The 18,389-nt window shown below is 74.5% G+C and carries 16 protein-coding genes; 3 read left to right on the top strand and 13 right to left on the bottom strand.

Annotated elements, in window-relative coordinates; all coding sequences use genetic code 11:
• A complete protein-coding gene (gene folE / locus OIE12_RS28960; RefSeq protein ID WP_329140345.1) occupies positions 1-657 on the top strand; it encodes a GTP cyclohydrolase I FolE in 657 nt (218 codons plus the stop codon).
• A 16-nt stretch (positions 658-673) separates the two neighbouring features.
• Here folE and OIE12_RS28955 read toward each other — a convergent pair whose 3' ends face one another.
• The 6 genes from OIE12_RS28955 to fusA all read right to left on the bottom strand — a co-directional run bounded on the left by OIE12_RS28955 (position 674) and on the right by fusA (position 6,808).
• Positions 674-1,747 (bottom strand): serine hydrolase domain-containing protein, encoded by a 1,074-nt coding sequence (locus OIE12_RS28955; RefSeq protein WP_329140343.1) that lies wholly within the window; start codon positions 1,745-1,747, stop codon positions 674-676.
• Positions 1,744-2,664 (bottom strand): DUF6895 family protein, encoded by a 921-nt coding sequence (locus OIE12_RS28950; RefSeq protein WP_329140341.1) that lies wholly within the window; start codon positions 2,662-2,664, stop codon positions 1,744-1,746. Before OIE12_RS28950 ends, OIE12_RS28955 begins: the two co-directional genes overlap by 4 nt.
• Positions 2,661-3,641: a DUF6895 family protein gene (locus OIE12_RS28945; protein WP_329140339.1), complete on the bottom strand. Its 981-nt coding sequence runs from the start codon at positions 3,639-3,641 to the stop codon at positions 2,661-2,663. Before OIE12_RS28945 ends, OIE12_RS28950 begins: the two co-directional genes overlap by 4 nt.
• Positions 3,638-4,327, bottom strand: coding sequence for a hypothetical protein (locus OIE12_RS28940; protein WP_329140337.1), 690 nt, complete (start codon positions 4,325-4,327; stop codon positions 3,638-3,640). Before OIE12_RS28940 ends, OIE12_RS28945 begins: the two co-directional genes overlap by 4 nt.
• Positions 4,328-4,339: 12 nt before the next feature.
• On the bottom strand, positions 4,340-4,528 hold the full coding sequence (locus OIE12_RS28935; protein WP_030378491.1) for a hypothetical protein: 189 nt from the start codon (positions 4,526-4,528) through the stop codon (positions 4,340-4,342).
• Between the two features lie 135 nt (positions 4,529-4,663).
• The gene (gene fusA / locus OIE12_RS28930) at positions 4,664-6,808 is read right to left on the bottom strand and encodes an elongation factor G (protein WP_329140334.1); all 2,145 of its coding nucleotides are present in this window, start codon (positions 6,806-6,808) and stop codon (positions 4,664-4,666) included.
• 485 nt (positions 6,809-7,293) lie between these two features.
• Here fusA and OIE12_RS28925 point away from each other — a divergent pair, with 485 nt between their 5' ends.
• The gene (locus OIE12_RS28925) at positions 7,294-8,316 is read left to right on the top strand and encodes an MsnO8 family LLM class oxidoreductase (RefSeq protein WP_329140332.1); all 1,023 of its coding nucleotides are present in this window, start codon (positions 7,294-7,296) and stop codon (positions 8,314-8,316) included.
• A gap of 142 nt (positions 8,317-8,458) precedes the next feature.
• Here OIE12_RS28925 and OIE12_RS28920 read toward each other — a convergent pair whose 3' ends face one another.
• The 5 genes from OIE12_RS28920 to OIE12_RS28900 all read right to left on the bottom strand — a co-directional run bounded on the left by OIE12_RS28920 (position 8,459) and on the right by OIE12_RS28900 (position 13,733).
• Positions 8,459-9,241, bottom strand: coding sequence for a lysophospholipid acyltransferase family protein (locus OIE12_RS28920; RefSeq protein ID WP_329140330.1), 783 nt, complete (start codon positions 9,239-9,241; stop codon positions 8,459-8,461).
• Positions 9,241-10,053 carry a GNAT family N-acetyltransferase gene (locus OIE12_RS28915; RefSeq protein WP_329140327.1) on the bottom strand — a complete coding sequence of 271 codons (813 nt, stop codon included), beginning with the start codon at positions 10,051-10,053 and terminating at the stop codon, positions 9,241-9,243. The genes OIE12_RS28920 and OIE12_RS28915 overlap by 1 nt, the downstream gene beginning before the upstream one ends.
• Before the next feature lie 274 nt (positions 10,054-10,327).
• A complete protein-coding gene (locus OIE12_RS28910; protein WP_329140326.1) occupies positions 10,328-11,077 on the bottom strand; it encodes a succinate dehydrogenase/fumarate reductase iron-sulfur subunit in 750 nt (249 codons plus the stop codon).
• Entirely contained in the window at positions 11,074-13,059 is a 1,986-nt protein-coding gene (locus tag OIE12_RS28905; RefSeq protein ID WP_329140324.1) for a fumarate reductase/succinate dehydrogenase flavoprotein subunit, read from the bottom strand. The genes OIE12_RS28910 and OIE12_RS28905 overlap by 4 nt, the downstream gene beginning before the upstream one ends.
• A gap of 2 nt (positions 13,060-13,061) precedes the next feature.
• Positions 13,062-13,733: a succinate dehydrogenase gene (locus OIE12_RS28900; protein ID WP_329142295.1), complete on the bottom strand. Its 672-nt coding sequence runs from the start codon at positions 13,731-13,733 to the stop codon at positions 13,062-13,064.
• A 130-nt stretch (positions 13,734-13,863) separates the two neighbouring features.
• Here OIE12_RS28900 and OIE12_RS28895 point away from each other — a divergent pair, with 130 nt between their 5' ends.
• A complete protein-coding gene (locus OIE12_RS28895) occupies positions 13,864-14,757 on the top strand; it encodes a LysR family transcriptional regulator (protein WP_329140322.1) in 894 nt (297 codons plus the stop codon).
• A gap of 231 nt (positions 14,758-14,988) precedes the next feature.
• Here the strand turns inward: OIE12_RS28895 and OIE12_RS28890 are convergent, their stop codons facing one another.
• Together OIE12_RS28890 and OIE12_RS28885 are read right to left on the bottom strand one after the other, a co-directional pair.
• Entirely contained in the window at positions 14,989-17,607 is a 2,619-nt protein-coding gene (locus OIE12_RS28890; protein WP_329140320.1) for an ABC transporter permease, read from the bottom strand.
• Positions 17,604-18,371, bottom strand: a complete 768-nt coding sequence (locus OIE12_RS28885; RefSeq protein ID WP_329140318.1) for an ABC transporter ATP-binding protein — start codon at positions 18,369-18,371, stop codon at positions 17,604-17,606. Before OIE12_RS28885 ends, OIE12_RS28890 begins: the two co-directional genes overlap by 4 nt.
• Between the last annotated feature and the right edge of the window lie 18 nt (positions 18,372-18,389).

The raw sequence follows: 18,389 nt of genomic DNA, 5'->3' as shown, positions 1-18,389 counted from the left end.
ATGACCGAACGCCCCGACCGTGCCACCGCCCGCATACCGGCGCGCGACGCGGAGGAGACCCGGCCGGCCCGGCCCGCCCTCCGGGTCGTCGACGAGCCCCGGGCGCTCGACCTGGCCGCGGCGGAAACCGCGGCCGGGCAGTTCCTGGCCGCCCTCGGCGTCTCCACCGCCTCCGAGAGCCTGCGCGGCACACCGGGCCGGATGGCGCGCGCCTACGCCGAGCTGTTCAGCCCGCGCGCCTTCGACCTGACCACCTTCCCCAACGACGAGCACTACGACGAACTCGTCCTGGCCCGCCGCATCCCCGTGCGGTCCGTCTGCGAGCACCATCTGCTGCCGTTCGTCGGTGTGGCGCACGTCGGTTACCTGCCCGGCGCGCGGATCCTCGGCCTGTCCAAGCTGGCCCGGGTCGTCGAGCACTTCGCCTGCCGTCCGCAGGTCCAGGAACGCCTGACCAAACAGGTCGCCGACTGGCTGGAGACCCAACTGGAGCCCAAGGGCGTCGGGGTGGTGATCGAGGCCGAACACTCCTGCATGACCCTGCGCGGCGTGCGCGCCGCCGGCAGCAGCACCATGACCTCCACCCTGCTCGGTCTGCTGCGCTCCGACGCCCGCTCCCGCGCCGAGTTCCTCGCCCTGACCGGCGCGGCCCCCTGACCCGGCGCGGCCGCCCTCAGGGTGTGCCGGGGGCGGGGCCCCGGACGCCCTCGGCGAGCAGCGCGTACGCGGTCGGTACGAACGGGTCGCGGGCGCGGAACCGGCGGGTGCAGACGGCCGCCAGGGCCGTGCCCGTGTCGGGCCGGAAGCCGAGGAAGGTCTGCTGGCCGAGGGTGGCCCCGGAGTGGAAGTACATCGGCCCGTGGCCGGTGGGGTGCCGGAACCAGGTGAGCGTGTGCTCGTGCCGGTGTCCGAGTCCGCGCCGCAGCACCGGCCGGCGCACCGCGTGCAGTGCCCCGGCGAGGGGGGAGCCGGGCGGGGGGTCGAGGTGGGCCTCCAGGAGGGTGAGCAGGTCGCCGGGGGTGGCCCGGACGGCTCCCGCGGCGCGGAAGCCGCCGGCGTCGAGCGCGGGCACGGGGGTGCCGTCGCCGCGGTGGCCGGTGGCGTCGGCGTCCGGTCCGGTGGCCGTGAGGGCGGTGCCGGTCAGGGCGAGCGGGCGCAGCACCTCCTCGGCGAGGAGGGTGTCCCAGGGGGTCTGGAGGGCGGCGGCGAGGGCGTGGCCGAGGACGGCGACGCCGAAGTTGGAGTAGCGCCAGCGGGTGCCGGGGCGGTGCCGGGGGCGGTGGCGCACGAAGGCGGCGACGACGCGTTCGGCGGAGTAGCGGGCGTAGGGGTTGGTGCGCCAGGCGGGCAGCGCGCGGGGGTAGAAGTCGGCGGGCAGCCGGGGCAGTCCGGCGGTGTGGGTGATCAGGTGGGTGAGGATGACGGGGTCCGGGCCGACGGGGCGGCGGGGGTCCAGGCAGCGGGCGGCGGGTTCGCCGCCGGACAGCCGGCCGGTCGCGGTGAGGTGGGCCAGGAGCAGCCCGGCGTAGACCTTGGAGGCGGAGCCGGTCTCGTACCGCAGGTGTTCGCGGGGTACGGGCGGCGGGGTGCGGGTGCCGCCGTGGTGGACCGTGCGGTGGCCGTGGTGGGAGAGGGCGAGGACGACGTCGGGGGCGTCGACGGCGGTCACGGCGGCGTCGAGACGGCGGCGCAGGGCCTCCTCGTCGTCCAAGGGCGCCGGGCGGTGGGGGCGGGCGGGGGCGCTCATGCCGTGGCACCCGCGAGCCGTGACAGCGACCGTGAGGTGGCGAGCACGGAGGCGAAGGCGGCGACCAGGGTGGGGTGGTAGACGATGTCGAAGACGTCCTCGGGGTCGCCCTCGGGCATGGTGCGCAGGGCGGGCATGGCGCCGTCGGGCTGCTGGGCGGCGGCGAAGCCCGCCCAGGCCCGTTCGTCGAGCGTGGGCCGGGGCAGACAGGCGTCGACGACGAGCAACTCGCCGAGCAGGTCCCAGCGTTGGAGGTCCAGCCAGTCGTCGAGCCAGACCGGGAGCCAGGTGGCGAGATAGTCGGCGAGGCGGGGCGGCAGCCCGTCGGGGCGCTCGCCCCAGTCGGTGAGGTGGAAGACGGTGTGCGTGACGTCGTAGGCGATGTGTCCCTCGACGGTCCACGGTTCGGGGGTACGGCCCAGCCAGGTGCGGCCGACGACCTCGGCCTCCGGCGGGCGCGGCGGGAGCCCGAACCGGCGCTGGAACGCGGAGAGTCCGAGCCGGCGGGTGGGTGTCATCGCGAACGCCTCGGTGCTCGTGAGCCCGTGGTGGAGGCGGGCCGCCGCCTCCACCTCCGGGTGGCGGTAGCCGAGTTCGCGGAAGGGGAGGTACACCTCGAAGGGGATGGGCGAGATCGGCTCGACGCGCCGGCCGCGCACCAGCATCCGGCCGCCGTCCAGGGTGTGGCGCCAGGCGTGGTCGAGGAGCTGGCGGGCGAGCTTGGCCTGGCGGGAGCCGGCCACGCCCTCGCGGAACAGCACGGCGCAGATCAGGGCGAGTTCGCCGACCGGCTTGAACCGCTCCAGGAAGCCGGTCTCGGGGTCGACGTCGGGTTCGAGCCGGAAGCCGTCACGGTGGGCGTGCAGCCACTCGATGGCGCGGACCCCGACGTCGTGCACGAGGCGGGTGCTGGTCATCGCGGCGTGCTCCTTGGGGTCGCGGGTACCGTCGGGGCGGGGGTGTTCTCGTCGTCGAGGCGGGCGACGGTGAGGGCGGCGGCGAAGGCGGCCATGAGGGTGGAGTGGTAGCAGCCACGGAAGCCCGACGGGGCGGGGGCGCCGGCGGTGCCCCCGGTCTCGGGCAGTGCCCCGTCGGCGTGCTGGGCGGCCGCGAGGCGTGTCCAGGCGTCGTGCAGCAGCGCGCGGTCGGGGGCCGTCGGCAGGCTCACCGCGACCGCCGTCAACTCGCAGGCGAGGTCCCACTGCCGGCCCTCGAGGCAGGTGTCGAGCCAGGGCGGGAGCCAGTGGCCGAGGTAGCCGGCGAGGTCGGGCGGTACGCCGTCGGGGGCGCGGCCCCAGTCGGTGAGGTGGAAGACGACGTGGGTGAGCGTGTATCCGGCGGCGCGCTCGAAGGTCCACGGCTCGGGCAGCGCGCCGAGCCAGGTGCGGCGCAGGGCGGGTGCGACGGGTCCGTGGCGCGTCAGGCCGCCGCGGCGCTCGGAGTTGAGGATCCCGAGCCGCCGGTTGGGGTCCTGTTCGGTGGCCCGCCAGCCGCGGGTGCCGGCGACGGTGGCGGCGGCGCGCTCGTACCCGGGCTCGCGCAGCCCGGCCGAGGCGAAGGCGGCGTAGACCTCCAGCGGGTAGGTGGCGAAGGGTTCGAGCCGCTGGAGGGCGGTGAACAGGCGGCCGTCGCCGGTCTGCCGCCAGGCGAAGCCGAGCAGGTCCGCGGCGGTGCGGTGGCGGGGGTCGGCCGGGTCGGTGCGGTCGCGGACGAGGCCGCAGACCTGGGCGAGTTCACCGAGGGGTTTCCAGCTGGTGTTGACGTCGCCGTCCGCGGAGAGGGCCCGCGCGTCGAGCGCGAACCCCTCCCGGTGGGCGGACACCCATGACAGTGCGGCGGCCCCGACGCGGCTGGCCGGGCTCTCCCGGACCACCGGCGGTGTCGTACGTGTCATGCCGCCGCCCCCGTGCGCAGCAGCCGGGCCGCCTCCAGGTGGAGCGTCACGCGCGGCTCCTCCCCGGCCATCTGGGCGACGAACCGCAGTCCGGGTTCCAGGCCCAGCGTGTCGGGGACCCCGTCGAGCAGGGTGAGCCACCGTCCGGCACCGGCCGCCTGCGGCCAGTCGCGGCGGCGCACCGCGCGGACGAAGCCGCGGGCCAGGTCCACCGGGCGGTCCCGGGCGACGCGGGCCACCGGGCAGTCGGCGCCGGGCACCGCGAGCGGGGCCAGGACGGCGAGCTGGTGGGTGAGGGTCTGCCAGGGGGCGGCCCGCAGGCCCTCGGTGCCGGGTTCGGGTGCGGGCTCCGGCAGTTGTGGCGGGCCGGGGTCGAATCGGTGCAGGGTGCGGGCCATCGCGCGGTGGCTCCACACGGAGGCGGGGGCGGCGCCGGGGGGCGGCGGGTAGGCCTTCAGGGCCTCGCGGTAGGTGACGAGGTCCTCAGGCGCGGGCGGCGTGCCGAGCAGCACGCTCGGCAGCAGCGCGTCGGCACCCAGGACCCGGACGGCGGCGAGGGCGGCCTCGCCCTGCCCGGTGCGCAGATACGGCCGCGCGGGGCCTCCGCTCCTCAGAGCGGAGACCACGGCGGTCGTGAGGTCGCGCACCGCGCCCCGCAAGGGCGTCGAGGTGGCGGATTCCTCCATCGGCTGCCTCCGTCAGCCCTTCTTCGGCCGCGGCGTCGGCGGCGAGAGCAGCAGGCTGGTCGACCCGCCGGACAGGGCGAGCGCCGCGCACTCACGGCTGTCCCGGTAGTACCCGTCGGCCTCGGCCGGTGCCAGTGCGGCCTCGACCTCCGTGCCGCGCACCTCGGTCGTGTCGTCGGTCAGATACTCGGTGGAAGCCATACCACCATCCCCTTGCGTGAGACAGAGATTCGGCGTTCGCCATTCGGTCATATCGGGTCGAACGCTGTCACTAGGGTTTCGTGAATCACCTCATTTACACATCAAAGCGACAAAAGCATCGGAGAGGCGACGTCCTCAGCGCGTGCCGGGTGCCGGTGCCGCCGCCGACACCGCCGCCGGTACCGGGGCGTACCCGAGCGGCCGGGTGGTGAACGTGCCGCGCCCCCGGGTACGGCTGCGCAGCGCCGTGGCGTAGCCGGACAGCTCGGCGAGCGGCACGGTGGCGGTCACCACGGCGGTGCCCGCTCCCCCGGTCGTCCCCGCGGTCACGGCCGACCGCGACACCCGGCCGCGCCGGGCGGCCAGGTCGCCCAGCACCCCGCCCGCGGCCTCCTCCGGCACGGTGACCGTGACCTCGGCGACCGGTTCGAGGAGCAGCATCGCCCCCGTGTCCCGCGCCCGCCGGAGCGCCTCGCGCAGCGCGAAACGGCCGGCCGTGCGGAAGGCCATCTCCGAGGAGTCCTTCGGGTGGGTCGCCCCGTCCGTCAGCGTCACGCGCACCCCGGCCACCGGGTGACCGCCGAGCGGGCCCTCGGCGAGGGCGTCCCGGCACCCGGCCTCCACCGCGCGCACGTACTCCTGCGGCACGCGCCCGCCGACGGCCGTCGAAGCGAACGCGAAGCCCGCCGGGCCGTCACCGGTCTCCGCCAGCGGGGCCACGTCCAGCACGACATGGGCGAACTGGCCCGCCCCGCCGTCCTGTTTGACGTGCCGGTACACCAGCCCCGGCACCGGCCGGGCGAGGGTCTCCCGGTACGCCACCCGCGGCCGGCCCACGGCCACCTCCAGGCCGTGGTCGCGGCGGACCTTCTCCACGGCGACCTCCAGATGCAGTTCCCCCATGCCGGACAGCAGGGTCTGCCCGGTCTCGGGGTCGCTCCGCAGGGCCAGGGAGGGGTCCTCCTCCGCCAGCCGGGCCAGGGCGGAGGCCAGCCGGCCGGTGTCGGTGCGCCGGCGGGCCTCCACGGCCACGGAGACGACGGGCTCGGTGGTGCCCGGCGGTTCCAGGAGCAGCGGGGCGTCGGGCGCGCAGAGGGTCGTGCCCGGGCGGACCGACTTCAGCCCGGTGACGGCGACGATGTCCCCGGCCACGGCACGGTCCAGCGGCGCGTGCCGGTCGGCGTGCACGCGCAGGATGCGCGCGATCCGCTCGGTGCGGCCGGTGGTGGCGTCCCACACGGTTCCTCCCTTCTCCATGGTTCCCGCGTACACGCGCAGGAAGGTCAGCCGGCCGGTGGTGCCGGCGCTCACCTTGAACACCAGGGCGGCGAACGGCGCTTCGGGGTCGGCGGGCCGCTCCCGCTCGGCCCCGTCGTGCGTGCCGCGCACCGGCGGCACGTCGGCCGGCGAGGGCAGGTAGGCGGTGACGGCGTCGAGCAGCGGTTCGATCCCGCGGTTGCGGTAGGCCGAGCCGCACAGCACCACCACGCCGTCCCCGCCGCGGGTCAGGTCGCGCAGGGCCGCGGTCAGGGTGGCCTCGCTCAGCCGGGAGAGGTCGCAGAACTCCTCCAGCGCGGCCGGGTGGAGCCCGGCGACCGTCTCCTCCAGGAGCCGGCGCCGCCGCTCCGCCTCGGCCCGCAGCTCCTCCGGCACGGGCCCCGTCGCGGCGCCGTCCCGGCCGTCCGCCCAGCGAAGCGCCCGCATCCGCACCAGGTCGACGACGCCGGTGAAGCCGTCCTCCGCGCCGATCGGCAACTGCACGACCAGCGGCGCCGGGTGCAGCCGCTCCCGGATGGAGGCCACCGCCCGGTCGAGGTCGGCGCCCGCCCGGTCGAGCTTGTTGACGAAGGCGAGGCGCGGGACGCCGTACCGGTCGGCCTGACGCCACACCGACTCGCTCTGCGGTTCGACACCGGCGACGGCGTCGAACACCGCGACGGCTCCGTCGAGCACCCGCAGGGAGCGGGTGACCTCGTCGGCGAAGTCGACGTGGCCGGGCGTGTCGATGAGGTTGATCCGGTGACCGTCCCAGGCGCAGCTGACGGCCGCGGCGAAGATGGTGATGCCGCGGTCGCGCTCCTGCGGGTCGAAGTCGGTGACGGTGGTGCCCTCGTGCACCTCGCCGCGCTTGTGCGTGGTGCCGGTGGCGTACAGGATCCGCTCGGTCAGCGTGGTCTTGCCGGCGTCGACGTGGGCGAGGATGCCGAGGTTGCGGACGGCGGCGAGGGGGCCGCGGGGATCGAGCGGGCGGGTGGTCTGACGGTTCGGGAGGCTTCGCACGGCCTGGCCCTTCGGGAACGATCCGGTCGGTTGACGGAGGGCGCGCGATTCCCGGGACGGCACGGCGGGGCACGGCACGGCGGGGCACGGCACGACACCGGCCGGGTGCACGGGGCCGGGTGTGCGGGTGCGGGGTGCGGGCGTGTTCAGACGTGCGTCACGGGTGTCCGGAGCCGGCCGCGCGGCGGGCACCGGAGCGGCGGGGACACGAGGATCACCTCGTACCGCGCCCGGGGAGCGAGAACAGCGGTGCGGTCACGCACGGCCGGCTCCCCTCGTTCGTCGACGCACCGCCGAGTGCGGTGCGATGTGGTGTGCCTGGAGTGTAGGGAGCGGGGCGGGGCAGGGGCACCGCATTTTTCCGCGGCGCGGGATGCGGGTGCGGATGCGGGGGCGGGGACGGGGGCGCGGGCCGGGAATCAGGGGGCCGCTGTCGTGTTGAACCCTGTGTGAGCAGCTCGGTTTTGGCAGGTATCAGGTTCTCCGTGCTCGACCGGTCGCGGATCCGGGAGGGGCACGACGCGGGTGAGGCGCTGCGGGACACGGTGGAGCTGGCGCGCGAGGCGGAGCGGCTCGGTTTCCACCGCTTCTGGGTCGCCGAGCACCACGGCGTGCCCGGGGTCGCGGGCTCCGCGCCGACCGTGCTGGCGGCGGCCGTCGCCGCGGCGACGGCGACGATCCGGGTCGGCACGGGAGGGGTGATGCTGCCCAACCACCGGCCGCTGGTGGTGGCCGAGCAGTGCGGGGTGCTGGAGTCGCTGTTCCCCGGGCGGATCGACATGGGTCTCGGCCGGTCGGTCGGCTTCACGGACGGGGTGCGGCGGGCGCTGGGCGTGGGCAGGGGGGACGCCGACGACTTCGCGGAGCAGCTGGCGGAGCTGCTCGGCTGGTTCCGCGGCACCTCCCCCACGGGGGTGCACGCGCGTCCCTCGGAGGGGCTGGCGGTGCCCCCGTTCGTCCTCGCCATGGGCGAGGGGGCGGAGATCGCGGCGCGGGCGGGGCTGCCGATGGTCGTCGGCGATCTGCGGGACCGGCAGCGGATGCTGCGCGGTGTCGAGCGGTACCGGGCGCTGTTCCGGCCCTCGGGGTGGGCCGAGCGGCCGTACGTGGTGATCTCGGGGACGGTGGCGGTGGCGGCCACGGCCGCCGAGGCGCGGCGGCTGCTGCTTCCGGAGGCGTGGGCGATGGCGTACGCCCGGACGCGGGGGACGTTTCCTCCGTTGCCGACGGTGGAGGCGGTGGAGGGGCGGGTCATGACGGGGAAGGAGCGGGAGCTGTACGAGGCGGGGTTGCGGGGGCATGTCGCCGGGACGGCGGAGGAGGTCGTGGAGGAGCTGGCGGGGGTGGTGAAGGAGACGGGCGCGGACGAGGTCCTGGTGACGACGAGCACGCACGGGCGTGCGGCGCTGACGGACTCCTACGCCCGGCTGGCGCGAGCGGTGGGTTTGTCCGCCCCCGCCGCCCCTACCCGTCCCGTCCCCGGGGGCTGCGCCCCCGGACCCCGCTAAAAGATTGCGCAGTTCCCCGCGCCCCTTTTAGGGGCGCGGGGAACTGCGCGAAACGGGGCGAAGCCCCGTGCGGGGGTCCAAGGGGCGGAGCCCCTTGAAGGGACGGGAAGGGTAGGGGCGGCGGGGGCGAGGAAACTCGCCGTCAGCCCAGCGCACGCTGTGCCGCCCCCGCCAGCGATCCCCGGTCGGAATCCGAACCCCCCGTCACCAGCCCCCGCACCCCCACCTCGGCCACCAACCCCCGCACCCCCACCACCCGCCACACCGAAGCCACCAACGTGTCGTCCCCGACGAACGCCGCCGCCGACGCCACCCCGCCCCCCACCGGCCCGTACCGAATCCGCACCGGCTGCACCGGCACCCCCGCGTCCAGCGCCGCCTGGAACACCGCCCGCCGGAACACCCCCCGCTCCCGCCCGCACCATGTGCTCCCCTCCGGGAAGGCGACCACCGCCGCCCCCTCCCGCAGCGCCCCCGCGACCGCCGCGACCGCCCCGGGCAGCGCCCGCAGCCGGTCCCGTTCGAGGAACAGCGTCCCCCCGCGCGCCGCGAGCGCACCCGCCACCGGCCACCGCCGTATCTCCGCCTTGGCGAGCATCCGCGCCGGGCGGAGCGCGGCGAGCAGCGGCACGTCGAGCCAGGACGTGTGGTGGGCGACGACCAGTACACCCCCGTCGGGCACGGGCCCGCCGGTGACGCGGACCCGCACCCCGGCCGCCCGTACGACGGCCCGGCACCAGCCCCGTACGACCGCCGCCGGCACCCACCGCCCGAGCGGAAGCAGGACGACACCGGCCGCGACCACGGCCACCACCGCCGCGAGCCGCAGCACGGCCCGCGGCAGCGGGACGGTCGCGTCCGGCGCCGCCCGCCCTACGCACGCCCCGGGGGTGCAGGGGGCCACGGGCAGCCAGCCGCCGGACATCAGGCGGCCGGTGCGGAGGCGGGGAGGAGGGAGAGGAAGTGCCGCAGATAGCGCGGGTCGACCCGGCGCATGGACAGCAGCACGTACAGATCGGCGACCCCGAAGTCGGGATCGTGTGCGGGCTCCCCGCACACCCAGGCCCCGAGCCGCAGATAGCCCCGCAGCAACGCGGGCAGCTCCCGCCGCCCCCCGGCCTCCGTCGTCCCGACCTCACCGGCCGCCGAGCCCGCCTTCGGTACCCACGGCAGCAGCGGCCGCACCCGGTACTCCTCCGGTGCCAGGTTCCTGGTCCGGACCCGGTTCCACGTCGCCGACGCGAGGGTGCCGCCGTCGGCGAGGGGGAGCGAGCAGCAGCCGGCCAGCCACTCGTGGCCGCGGTCGGTCATGTAGCGGGCGATGCCCGCCCAGATGAGGCCGATGACCGCGCCGTCGCGGTGGTCCGGGTGGACGCAGGAGCGGCCCACCTCGACCAGCCCGGGGCGGATCGCGTCGAGCGGGGCGAGGTCGAACTCGCCCTCGCCGTACAGCCGTCCGGCCACCGCCGCGCGCTCCGGCGGCAGCAGCCGGTAGGTGCCGACGACCTCGCCGGTGGTGGTCTCGCGGACGAGGAGGTGGTCGCAGTACGCGTCGAAGGGGTCGATGTCGTGCCCGGGCTGCGGGGTGCTGAGCAGGGCGCCCGTCTCGCCGGCGAAGACGTCGTACCGCAGCCGCTGGGCGGCGCGGACGTCGGCCTCGTCCCGGGCGAGGGTGACGAGGTAGCGGAGGGGGGTGGCGGGGTGCGGGGAGCGGGGAAGCGTGGTGACGCCGGTCATGGCTGTCTCCTGGTCGCGGGCCGGGTCGGCGGGGACGTGGGCGGGGCCGCGTGGCCGCGGTCCGCCGCTCCTGTTGTCCCGACGCCGGTTGGCGTCCACGTGACCTGAGCCGGGAGCGCGGGTGTGGGCTTGTTGAACGCCACGCGCCCCGCAGTACGAAAAGGCTCCCGGACGTACGAGGCAGGGCCCCGCATACGAGGCGGGGCCGGGGAGCACCACTCCCGGCCCCGCCCGTCCGCCACTCGGCGAACGTCCTCTCGGTGCGCTCCCGCCGCTACCGCTTCGCGGCCTTGCGGGTCGCCCGCAGCCACTCCTTGTTCATGCTGGTGATCGACATCAGCGGGATGCCCTTGGGGCACGCGGTCGCGCACTCGCCGGCCAGGGTGCAGCCGCCGAAGCCCTCGTCGTCCATCCGCGCCACCATGTCCAGCACCCGGGTCTCCCGCTCGGGGGCGCCCTGCGGCAGCACGTTCAGGTGGTTGATCTTCGCGGAGGTGAACAGCATGGCCGCGCCGTTGGGGCAGGCGGCCACGCACGCGCCGCAGCCGATGCACTCGGCGTGCTCGAAGGCGAAGTCGGCGTCGGCCTTGGGCACCGGCGTGGCATGGGCCTCGGGGGCGGCTCCGGTGGGCGCGGTGACGTAGCCGCCGGCCTGGATGATCCGGTCGAAGGCGGACCGGTCGACGACGAGGTCCTTCACGACCGGGAACGCGGCGGCCCGCCACGGCTCGATGTCGATGGTGTCGCCGTCCCGGAACGCCCGCATGTGGAGCTGGCAGGTGGTGGTGCGCTCGGGACCGTGTGCGTCGCCGTTGATGACGAGCGAGCAGGCGCCGCAGATGCCCTCGCGGCAGTCGTGGTCGAAGGCGACGGGGTCCTCGCCCTTGAGGATGAGTTCCTCGTTGAGGGTGTCGAGCATCTCCAGGAAGGACATGTCGGAGGAGATGCCGTCCACCTCGTACGTGGACATGGCGCCGTCGGCGTCGGCGTTCTTCTGCCGCCAGACGCGCAGGGTGAGCCTCATGCGTAGCTCCGCTGGGTGGGGTGGACGTACTCGAAGACGAGGTCTTCCTTGTGCAGGGCGGGTGCCTCGCCGGTGCCGGTGAACTCCCAGGCGGCGGCGTACCCGAACTCCTCGTCCCGGCGGGCGGCCTCGCCGTCGGGGGTCTGGGACTCCTCGCGGAAGTGGCCGCCGCAGGACTCGGCGCGGTGCAGCGCGTCGAGGCACATCAGCTCGGCGAGCTCCAGGTAGTCGACGATGCGGTTGGCCTTCTCCAGCGACTGGTTGAACTCCTCGCCGGTGCCGGGGACCTTGATCCGCCGCCAGAACTCGTCGCGGAGGGCGGGGATCCGGTCGAGCGCCTTGCGCAGGCCCTCGTCGGTGCGGGCCATGCCGCAGAACTCCCACAGGAGTTCGCCGAGTTCGCGGTGGAAGGAGTCGGGGGTGCGGTCGCCGTCGACGGCGAGGAGCAGATGGAGCCGGTCCTCGGTCTCGGCGAGCACCTCCTGCACCACGGGGTGGTCCTCGGTGACCGGCTCCGCGTGCGGGTTGCGGGCGAGGTAGTCGTTGATGGTGGCGGGGAGCACGAAGTAGCCGTCGGCCAGGCCCTGCATCAGTGCGGAGGCGCCGAGCCGGTTGGCGCCGTGGTCGGAGAAGTTGGCCTCGCCGACCGCGAACAGGCCCGGGATCGTGGTCTGGAGGTCGTAGTCGACCCACAGCCCGCCCATCGTGTAGTGCACGGCGGGGTAGATCCGCATGGGCACCTGGTACGGATCCTCGTCGGTGATCCGCTGGTACATGTCGAAGAGGTTGCCGTACTTGGCCTCGACGGCCCCCCGGCCCATGCGCTTGATCGCGTCCGCGAAGTCCAGGTAGACGCCCTGGCCCCCGGGGCCCACTCCCCTGCCCTCGTCGCACACGTTCTTCGCGGCGCGGGAGGCGATGTCACGGGGGACGAGGTTGCCGAAGGAGGGGTAGATCCGCTCCAGGTAGTAGTCGCGCTCGGCCTCGGGGATCTCGTTCGGCGGGCGGGTGTCGCCCTTGGCCTTCGGCACCCAGATACGGCCGTCGTTGCGCAGCGACTCGCTCATCAGGGTCAGCTTGGACTGGTGGTCGCCGGTGCGCGGGATGCAGGTGGGGTGGATCTGGGTGAAGCAGGGGTTGGCGAAGTACGCGCCCCGCCGGTGCGCCCGCCAGATCGCGGTCGCGTTGGAGTTCATCGCGTTGGTGGAGAGGTAGAAGACGTTGCCGTAGCCGCCGGAGGCGAGGACGACGGCGTCCGCGAAGTAGGTGGAGATCGCGCCGGTGATCAGATCGCGGGCGACGATCCCGCGCGCCTTGCCGTCGATCACGATGAGGTCGAGCATCTCGGTGCGCGGGTGCATCTCGATGTTCCCGGCCGCGATCTGCCTGCTGAGCGCCTGGTAGGCGCCGAGGAGGAGCTGCTGGCCCGTCTGGCCGCGGGCGTAGAACGTACGGGAGACCTGGACGCCGCCGAAGGAGCGGGTGTCGAGCAGACCGCCGTACTCACGGGCGAACGGCACGCCCTGGGCGACGCACTGGTCGATGATCTCGACGGAGATCTGCGCGAGGCGGTGGACGTTGGACTCGCGGGAGCGGAAGTCGCCGCCCTTGACGGTGTCGTAGAACAGCCGGTGGATGGAGTCGCCGTCGTTGCGGTAGTTCTTGGCGGCGTTGATACCGCCCTGCGCGGCGATGGAGTGGGCGCGGCGCGGGGAGTCCTGATAGCAGAACTGGACGACGTGGTAGCCCTGTTCGGCGAGCGTGGCCCCGGCCGAGCCGCCGGCCAGTCCGGTGCCGACGACGATGACGGTCTTGCCGCGCCGGTTGGCGGGGTTGACCAGCTTGGCCTGGAAACGGCGGGTGTCCCAGCGCTCGTTGATCGGTCCCGCGGGCGCCTTGGTGTCGGCGACGGGCTCACCTGTGGTGTAGTCGAGGTAGCCGGTGCGGCCGGTGTCGGGGGTCGGGGAATGCGACGGGTTCACGGTCAGCTCACCACTCCGGTCATGACGCCCACGGGGACGGCGAGGAAGCCGGCCGTGAGCAGCAGCGCGAGGACGTTGGCGACGGTCTTGAGGGCGCGGTCGCGGGTGCGGCTGCCGGCGCCCAGGGTCTGTGCGGCGCTCCAGAAGCCGTGCCGGATGTGCAGGCCGAGCGCGAGCATCGCGACGATGTAGATGACGTTGCCGTACCAGGTGGAGAAGGTGTCCACCACGTTCTGGTACGGGTGTCCCTCCTGGAAGCCGCCGGAGTGCACGGTGCCGGTGGTCAGGTCCAGGAGGTGCCAGACGATGAACAGGCCGAGGATGATCCCGCCCCACCTCATGGTGCGGGTGGCGTAGCTCGAACGGGCCTTCTTGTGCACGTACTTGCTGGGCCGCGCCTTCAGGTCGCGGCGGCTGAGCTGGTACGCGGAGACGGCGTGCGCGACGATGGCGACGACGAGGACGACGCGGATGACCCACAGCGTCCACTCGTAGTGCATGAACGGCTCGCCGACGGTGCGCAGCCAGTGGGCGTAGTGGTTGAACTCGGCCGCCCCGAAGTAGATCTTCAGATTTCCGATCATGTGGACGACCAGGTACAGCAGCATGATCAGCCCGCTGACGGCCATGACCGTCTTCTTGCCGACGGAGCTGTCCCACACCGTGCGCGTCATGGACGGTCGTCGGTCCGTCCGCGTTGCCAGAGCCATGAACATGACGCTAGGGCCGAAGGGCCCCATCGGTCCAAGACATGGAACGGCTGGATTCGATAGGCGGCGCCTATTCCGGTCGTATGCTGGCGGGGTGCAGTTCCAGCAGCTCCAGTACTTCGTGGCCGTCGCCGAGACCCGGCACTTCACCCGGGCCGCCGATCTCGTGCACGTGGCCCAGCCCTCGCTGTCGCAGCAGATCAAGTCGCTGGAGCGGGAGCTGGGCGCGGATCTTTTCCTCCGGGCGCGGGGCAACATCACGCTCACCGACGCCGGCGAGGCGCTGCTGCCGCTGGCCCGGCGCATCCTCGCCGACGCGGAGACCGCGCGGCACGAGGTGCAGGAGCTGGTGCAGCTGCGGGCCGGGCGGGTGCGGCTCGGGGCGACGCCGAGTGTGTGCACGGGGTTGCTGCCGGACGTACTGCGCGCCTTCCACGACCGCTATCCGGGGATCCGGCTGCTGATCGAGGAGGGGGGCTCGCACGATCTCGTACGGGAGCTGGCGCGTGGGGCGCTGGATCTGGCGCTGGTGGTGCTGCCGTTGCCGTCGCCGTCCCCGGCGTTGACGACGGTGGAGCTGTTGCGGGAGGACCTGGTGGTCGTCTCCTCGCCGGATGCGCCCCGGCCGGGCGGGGGGCAGGGGCGGGGGCGGGCGGTGCGGGTGGCGGAGCTGGCGGGTGAGCGGCTGGTGATGTTCCGGCACGGGTACGACCTGCGGGAGCTGACGGTGGCGGCGTGCCGGGCGGAGGGGTTCGAGCCGGACTTCGCGGTGGAGGGGGGTGAGATGGATGCGGTGCTGGGGTTTGTGCGGGCGGGGTTGGGGGTGGCTGTGGTGCCGCGGATGGTTGCCGCGCGGTCGGGGCGTGGGCTTCGGGTGACACCCCTGGCTTCGCCGGGGCTGTACCGGACCATCGCGCTGGCGCACCGGAGTGATGTGGCTCCGCCGCGGGCCGCTCGGGAGTTGCAGCGGATGTTGTTGGAGAGGTGAGGGTGGGTGCGTGGGGGGGGTGGGTGCGGTGGGGGTTTTCGCCCCCGCCGCCCCTACCCTTCCCGTCCCTTCAAGGGGCTCCGCCCCTTGGACCCCGGGGGTGCGTTTTCGGGTGCGGGTGGGTGGGGGCTGGTCGCGCAGTTCCCCGCGCCCCTTGCGGGGCACGGTGAGTGCCCGCGCCCCCCGCGGCGGAGCCGCGCAGACGACGCAGCCCCGCATCCACACTCCTCCCTACTCCGCCTGTGCCACCGCCACCGTTGGGGGTGTGCGGGCTGCTCGTAGGGCTGGGAGTATGCCGGCCGTGGCCGTAATGAGAACCAGTGCGGCGAAGACCGTTGTCAGTTGGCCCACGGGGAGGGTGTACGGGGCGCTCGTCTGGACGGTGCGGACCACCAGCCAGGAGTACGGGAGGCCGAGGGCCAGGCCGAGGGTGCCGCCGAGGGCGCCGTAGAGGGCGCATTCCGCCGTGACCATGCGGTGCACGGAGGCGGCGCCGAGGCCCAGGGCGCGGAGCAGGCCGAACTCCCGGGTGCGTTCGACGACGGTGAGGCTTGCCGTGGTGGCCACTCCGGCGACCGCCACGAGGACGGTGAGGCCGAGGACCAGGACGACCGTCGTGGCCATGGTCTCCAGGTCGTCCGAACCGCTGTCCTGTCCGGACGCGCTCTCCGCGAGGACGCGGCCGTCGCCACGCTGAGGGCCGGTCAGCGTGGCGGTGATGGCCCGCTGCGCCGTGGCCCGGCCCTCGGGGCCGTCCTGCGCGGCGTTGGCGAGGACCCTGGTGGGGGCCTCGGCCACGCCCAGGCGGGTCAGATCGCCGGCCGGGACGAAGAAGTTGCCGCCGTAGGGGCCCTCGCCCGGCAGGGTCGCCGCCACGGTGAAGTGGACGGGCTTGCCGTTGAACGTGAGGGTCACGCGGTCGCCCGTCGACACCCCGAGCGTGTGGGCGTGGTCGGCGTCGACGACGACGTGGCCGGGGGCCAGGTGGGCGAGGGAGCCGGTGCGGGCGGTGAGGCTCACACCGGACCGTACGGTGGCGAGGTCGAGGTCGGAGAGGGTGGCGGTGCGGCTGCCCTCGACGGCCTCGGCCGTGCGGAAGCCGGTCACGTCGGCCAGTTCGCGGTGGGACGCCAGATCGGCGGCGAGCGAGCCGTCGAGCGGCTTGTCGTCGCGGGAGGTCAGGGAGAAGTCGGCGGGTGCCGCCACCGCCTGCCGGTAGCGGTCGTAGGCCTGAAGGGAGGACAGGCAGGTCAGGGTCGAGCCGATCAGGCAGGCGCCGAGGGCCACGACGACCGAGACGGAGGCCGCCCGGCCGGGGGCGCCGCCGACCCCGGCGACCGCGAGCCGCCCGGCCGCCCCGAGGCGGCGCAGCGGTACGGCGACGGCCGACAGGAGGGGCCGGACGAGACGGGGGCCCAGGACGATCAGGGCGAGGAAGGCGAGACCGCCGGAGACGACCACGAGGGTCAGCCCCTCGAAGCGGTCGTACTCGCCCTCGCCCGGCTGGGGCAGGTCGCCGTAGCTCTGCCGAGCGAGCAGTGCGGCGCCCGCCGCGCACACCAGGCCGAGGGCCGCCCGGCCGAGTCCGCCGGTGCCGCCGTCATCGGAGGCCGCGCTGCGCAGTGCCTGCAGCGGGGAGACCCGCGAGGCGGACAGGGAGGGCGCCATGACCGCGAGGACCGCGAGGAGGCCGGTGCCGAGGACGGTGAGGGCGGCCTCGGTGAGGGGGAAGTGGGCGGGCGCGGACAGGTCGCGTCCGAACGCTCCGGCGACCGCGGGGGCGAGCCGTCCGCAACCCCAGGCGGCCAACGTGCCGGCCGCACCGGCCAGCAGGCCGACCACCGCGCCCTCGACGACGAGCGCCGCCGCCAGCCGGCGCGGGGTCGCCCCGATGGTGCGCAGCAGCGCCAGTTGCCGTACCCGGCGGGCGAAGACGATGCGGAAGGTGGAGGTGGCGACGAGGACGGCCGCGCCGACGGCGACGACGAGGAAGACGGTGACCAGGTCCAGGAGGTCGCTCGCCGCCGTCACGGCCTCGTGGGCCTCCTCGTCCCGCACGTCGTCCCCGGAGCGCACCTCGGCTCCGGGCACCGCCCGGCGGATCCGTTCGGTGAGGTCGGCCGGGGCGGTTGCGGTGTCGGTGCGGACGTCGACGCGGGCGTAGCCGGTCGCGCCGAGCAGACGGGCGAGTTCGGGGCCGGGGGCGTATCCCGTGGGGTGCTCGTCGTTGGTCGCGGTGCTGCGGACGATGCCGGTGACCCGGACCTTCACCTGCCGGGTGCGGTCGCTGTCCTTCGGGTCGGGCCGCACCAGGGTGAGGGTGGAGCCCGGTGCGAGACCGTATTCGCGGGCGGCCCGGGTGTTGACGGCGAGGCGGCGCGGGCCGGAGGGGTACGTGCCCTTGGTGAGCCGTACCTCCGCCAGGTCACCGCGACCGGGGTCCGCGGACAGGTTGAGGTAGCGCTCGACGGCGCTGCCGCCCAGCGGGGAGCCGTCGTCGATCCGGCCGACCGCCTCGGCGACCCCGGGGATCTTCCCGAGCGCGGCGAGGCCGGCGTCGTCGAGGTCCTTCTCGCCGTCGGAGGTGACCACCAGCGACACCGCGTCGGGTGTGCCGTGGAACCGGGCGATCACGGTGGCGCTGAGGATCTGCTGGGCCATGACGGCGCCGAAGACGACGAAGGCCGCGATCAGCAGCGACGCCGCGGTCGCCGTGGACCGGCCGGGCCGCCGGAGGAGCTCGGCCACCTGGGAGCCGAGGACGCCGGCGCGCCACGGCCTGTCCGGCGTGCGCGGGCCGGGGGGAGTGCTCGGCGTGGCCGGCCCGTCGGGGGTGCGCGGTGTGCTCATCGGTGCCTCGCCGTGACGTCGCGGAGGAGAACGGTGTTCCGGTCGGCTGCGGCGGGGCGCTCGTCCTTGACGACGCGGCCGTCCGCGAGGGTCACTACCCGGTCCGCGTACTCGGCGGCCCGCGGGTCGTGGGTGACCATCACGACCGTCTGGCCGAGGTCGTCGACGGACTGGCGCAGGATGCTGAGGACCTCGGTGCCGGACCGGGAGTCGAGGTTGCCGGTGGGTTCGTCGGCGAAGACCACGGCCGGCCGGGCCACCAGCGCCCGGGCGACGGCCACCCGCTGCTGCTGGCCGCCGGAGAGTTCGGAGGGGCGGTGCCCGATGCGGTGGGCGATGCCGAGGACGCCGCAGAGGTGGTCGACGAGTGCGCGGTCCGGCCGTCCGCCCGCCATCGTGACGGGCAGCACGATGTTCTCGTACGCGGTCAGCTGGGGCAGCAGGTTGAACGACTGGAAGACGAACCCGATCCGCTCCCGGCGCACCCGGGTCAGCGCCCGGTCGGAGAGGCCGGTGAGCTCCGTGCCGTCCAGGACGATGCTCCCGGAGGTGACCGTGTCGAGCCCGGCGACGCAGTGCATCAGCGTCGACTTGCCCGACCCGGAGGGGCCGACGACGGCGGTGAACCGGGCGCGTTCGATGCCGACGGACACCCCGTCCAGGGCCCGCACGGGGAGGGTGCCCTGCTGGTAGGTCTTGACCAGGGCGGTGGCGGTGATGACGTCGCCCGGCGCGTGGTCGGGCGCGGGGGTGTGCACACTCATGGCGGCGGTTCTCGCGTT

It is taken from the genome of Streptomyces sp. NBC_00670 (assembly GCF_036226765.1).
Classification (GTDB): Bacteria; Actinomycetota; Actinomycetes; order Streptomycetales; family Streptomycetaceae; genus Streptomyces.
The sequence above is the reverse complement of the archived record's forward strand: the minus strand, read 5'-3'. Positions and strand labels throughout refer to the sequence as shown.

Excerpts from the sequence above, each read along its gene's own strand:
- folE (WP_329140345.1), top strand. The coding sequence starts at position 1 with ATGACCGAACGCCCCGACCGTGCCACCGCCCGCATACCGGCGCGCGAC.
- OIE12_RS28955 (WP_329140343.1), bottom strand. The coding sequence starts at position 1,747 with ATGAGCGCCCCCGCCCGCCCCCACCGCCCGGCGCCCTTGGACGACGAG.
- OIE12_RS28950 (WP_329140341.1), bottom strand. The coding sequence starts at position 2,664 with ATGACCAGCACCCGCCTCGTGCACGACGTCGGGGTCCGCGCCATCGAG.
- OIE12_RS28945 (WP_329140339.1), bottom strand. The coding sequence starts at position 3,641 with ATGACACGTACGACACCGCCGGTGGTCCGGGAGAGCCCGGCCAGCCGC.
- OIE12_RS28940 (WP_329140337.1), bottom strand. The coding sequence starts at position 4,327 with ATGGAGGAATCCGCCACCTCGACGCCCTTGCGGGGCGCGGTGCGCGAC.
- OIE12_RS28935 (WP_030378491.1), bottom strand. The coding sequence starts at position 4,528 with ATGGCTTCCACCGAGTATCTGACCGACGACACGACCGAGGTGCGCGGC.
- OIE12_RS28920 (WP_329140330.1), bottom strand. The coding sequence starts at position 9,241 with ATGTCCGGCGGCTGGCTGCCCGTGGCCCCCTGCACCCCCGGGGCGTGC.
- OIE12_RS28915 (WP_329140327.1), bottom strand. The coding sequence starts at position 10,053 with ATGACCGGCGTCACCACGCTTCCCCGCTCCCCGCACCCCGCCACCCCC.
- OIE12_RS28910 (WP_329140326.1), bottom strand. The coding sequence starts at position 11,077 with ATGAGGCTCACCCTGCGCGTCTGGCGGCAGAAGAACGCCGACGCCGAC.
- OIE12_RS28900 (WP_329142295.1), bottom strand. The coding sequence starts at position 13,733 with ATGACGCGCACGGTGTGGGACAGCTCCGTCGGCAAGAAGACGGTCATG.
- OIE12_RS28890 (WP_329140320.1), bottom strand. The coding sequence starts at position 17,607 with ATGAGCACACCGCGCACCCCCGACGGGCCGGCCACGCCGAGCACTCCC.
- OIE12_RS28885 (WP_329140318.1), bottom strand. The coding sequence starts at position 18,371 with ATGAGTGTGCACACCCCCGCGCCCGACCACGCGCCGGGCGACGTCATC.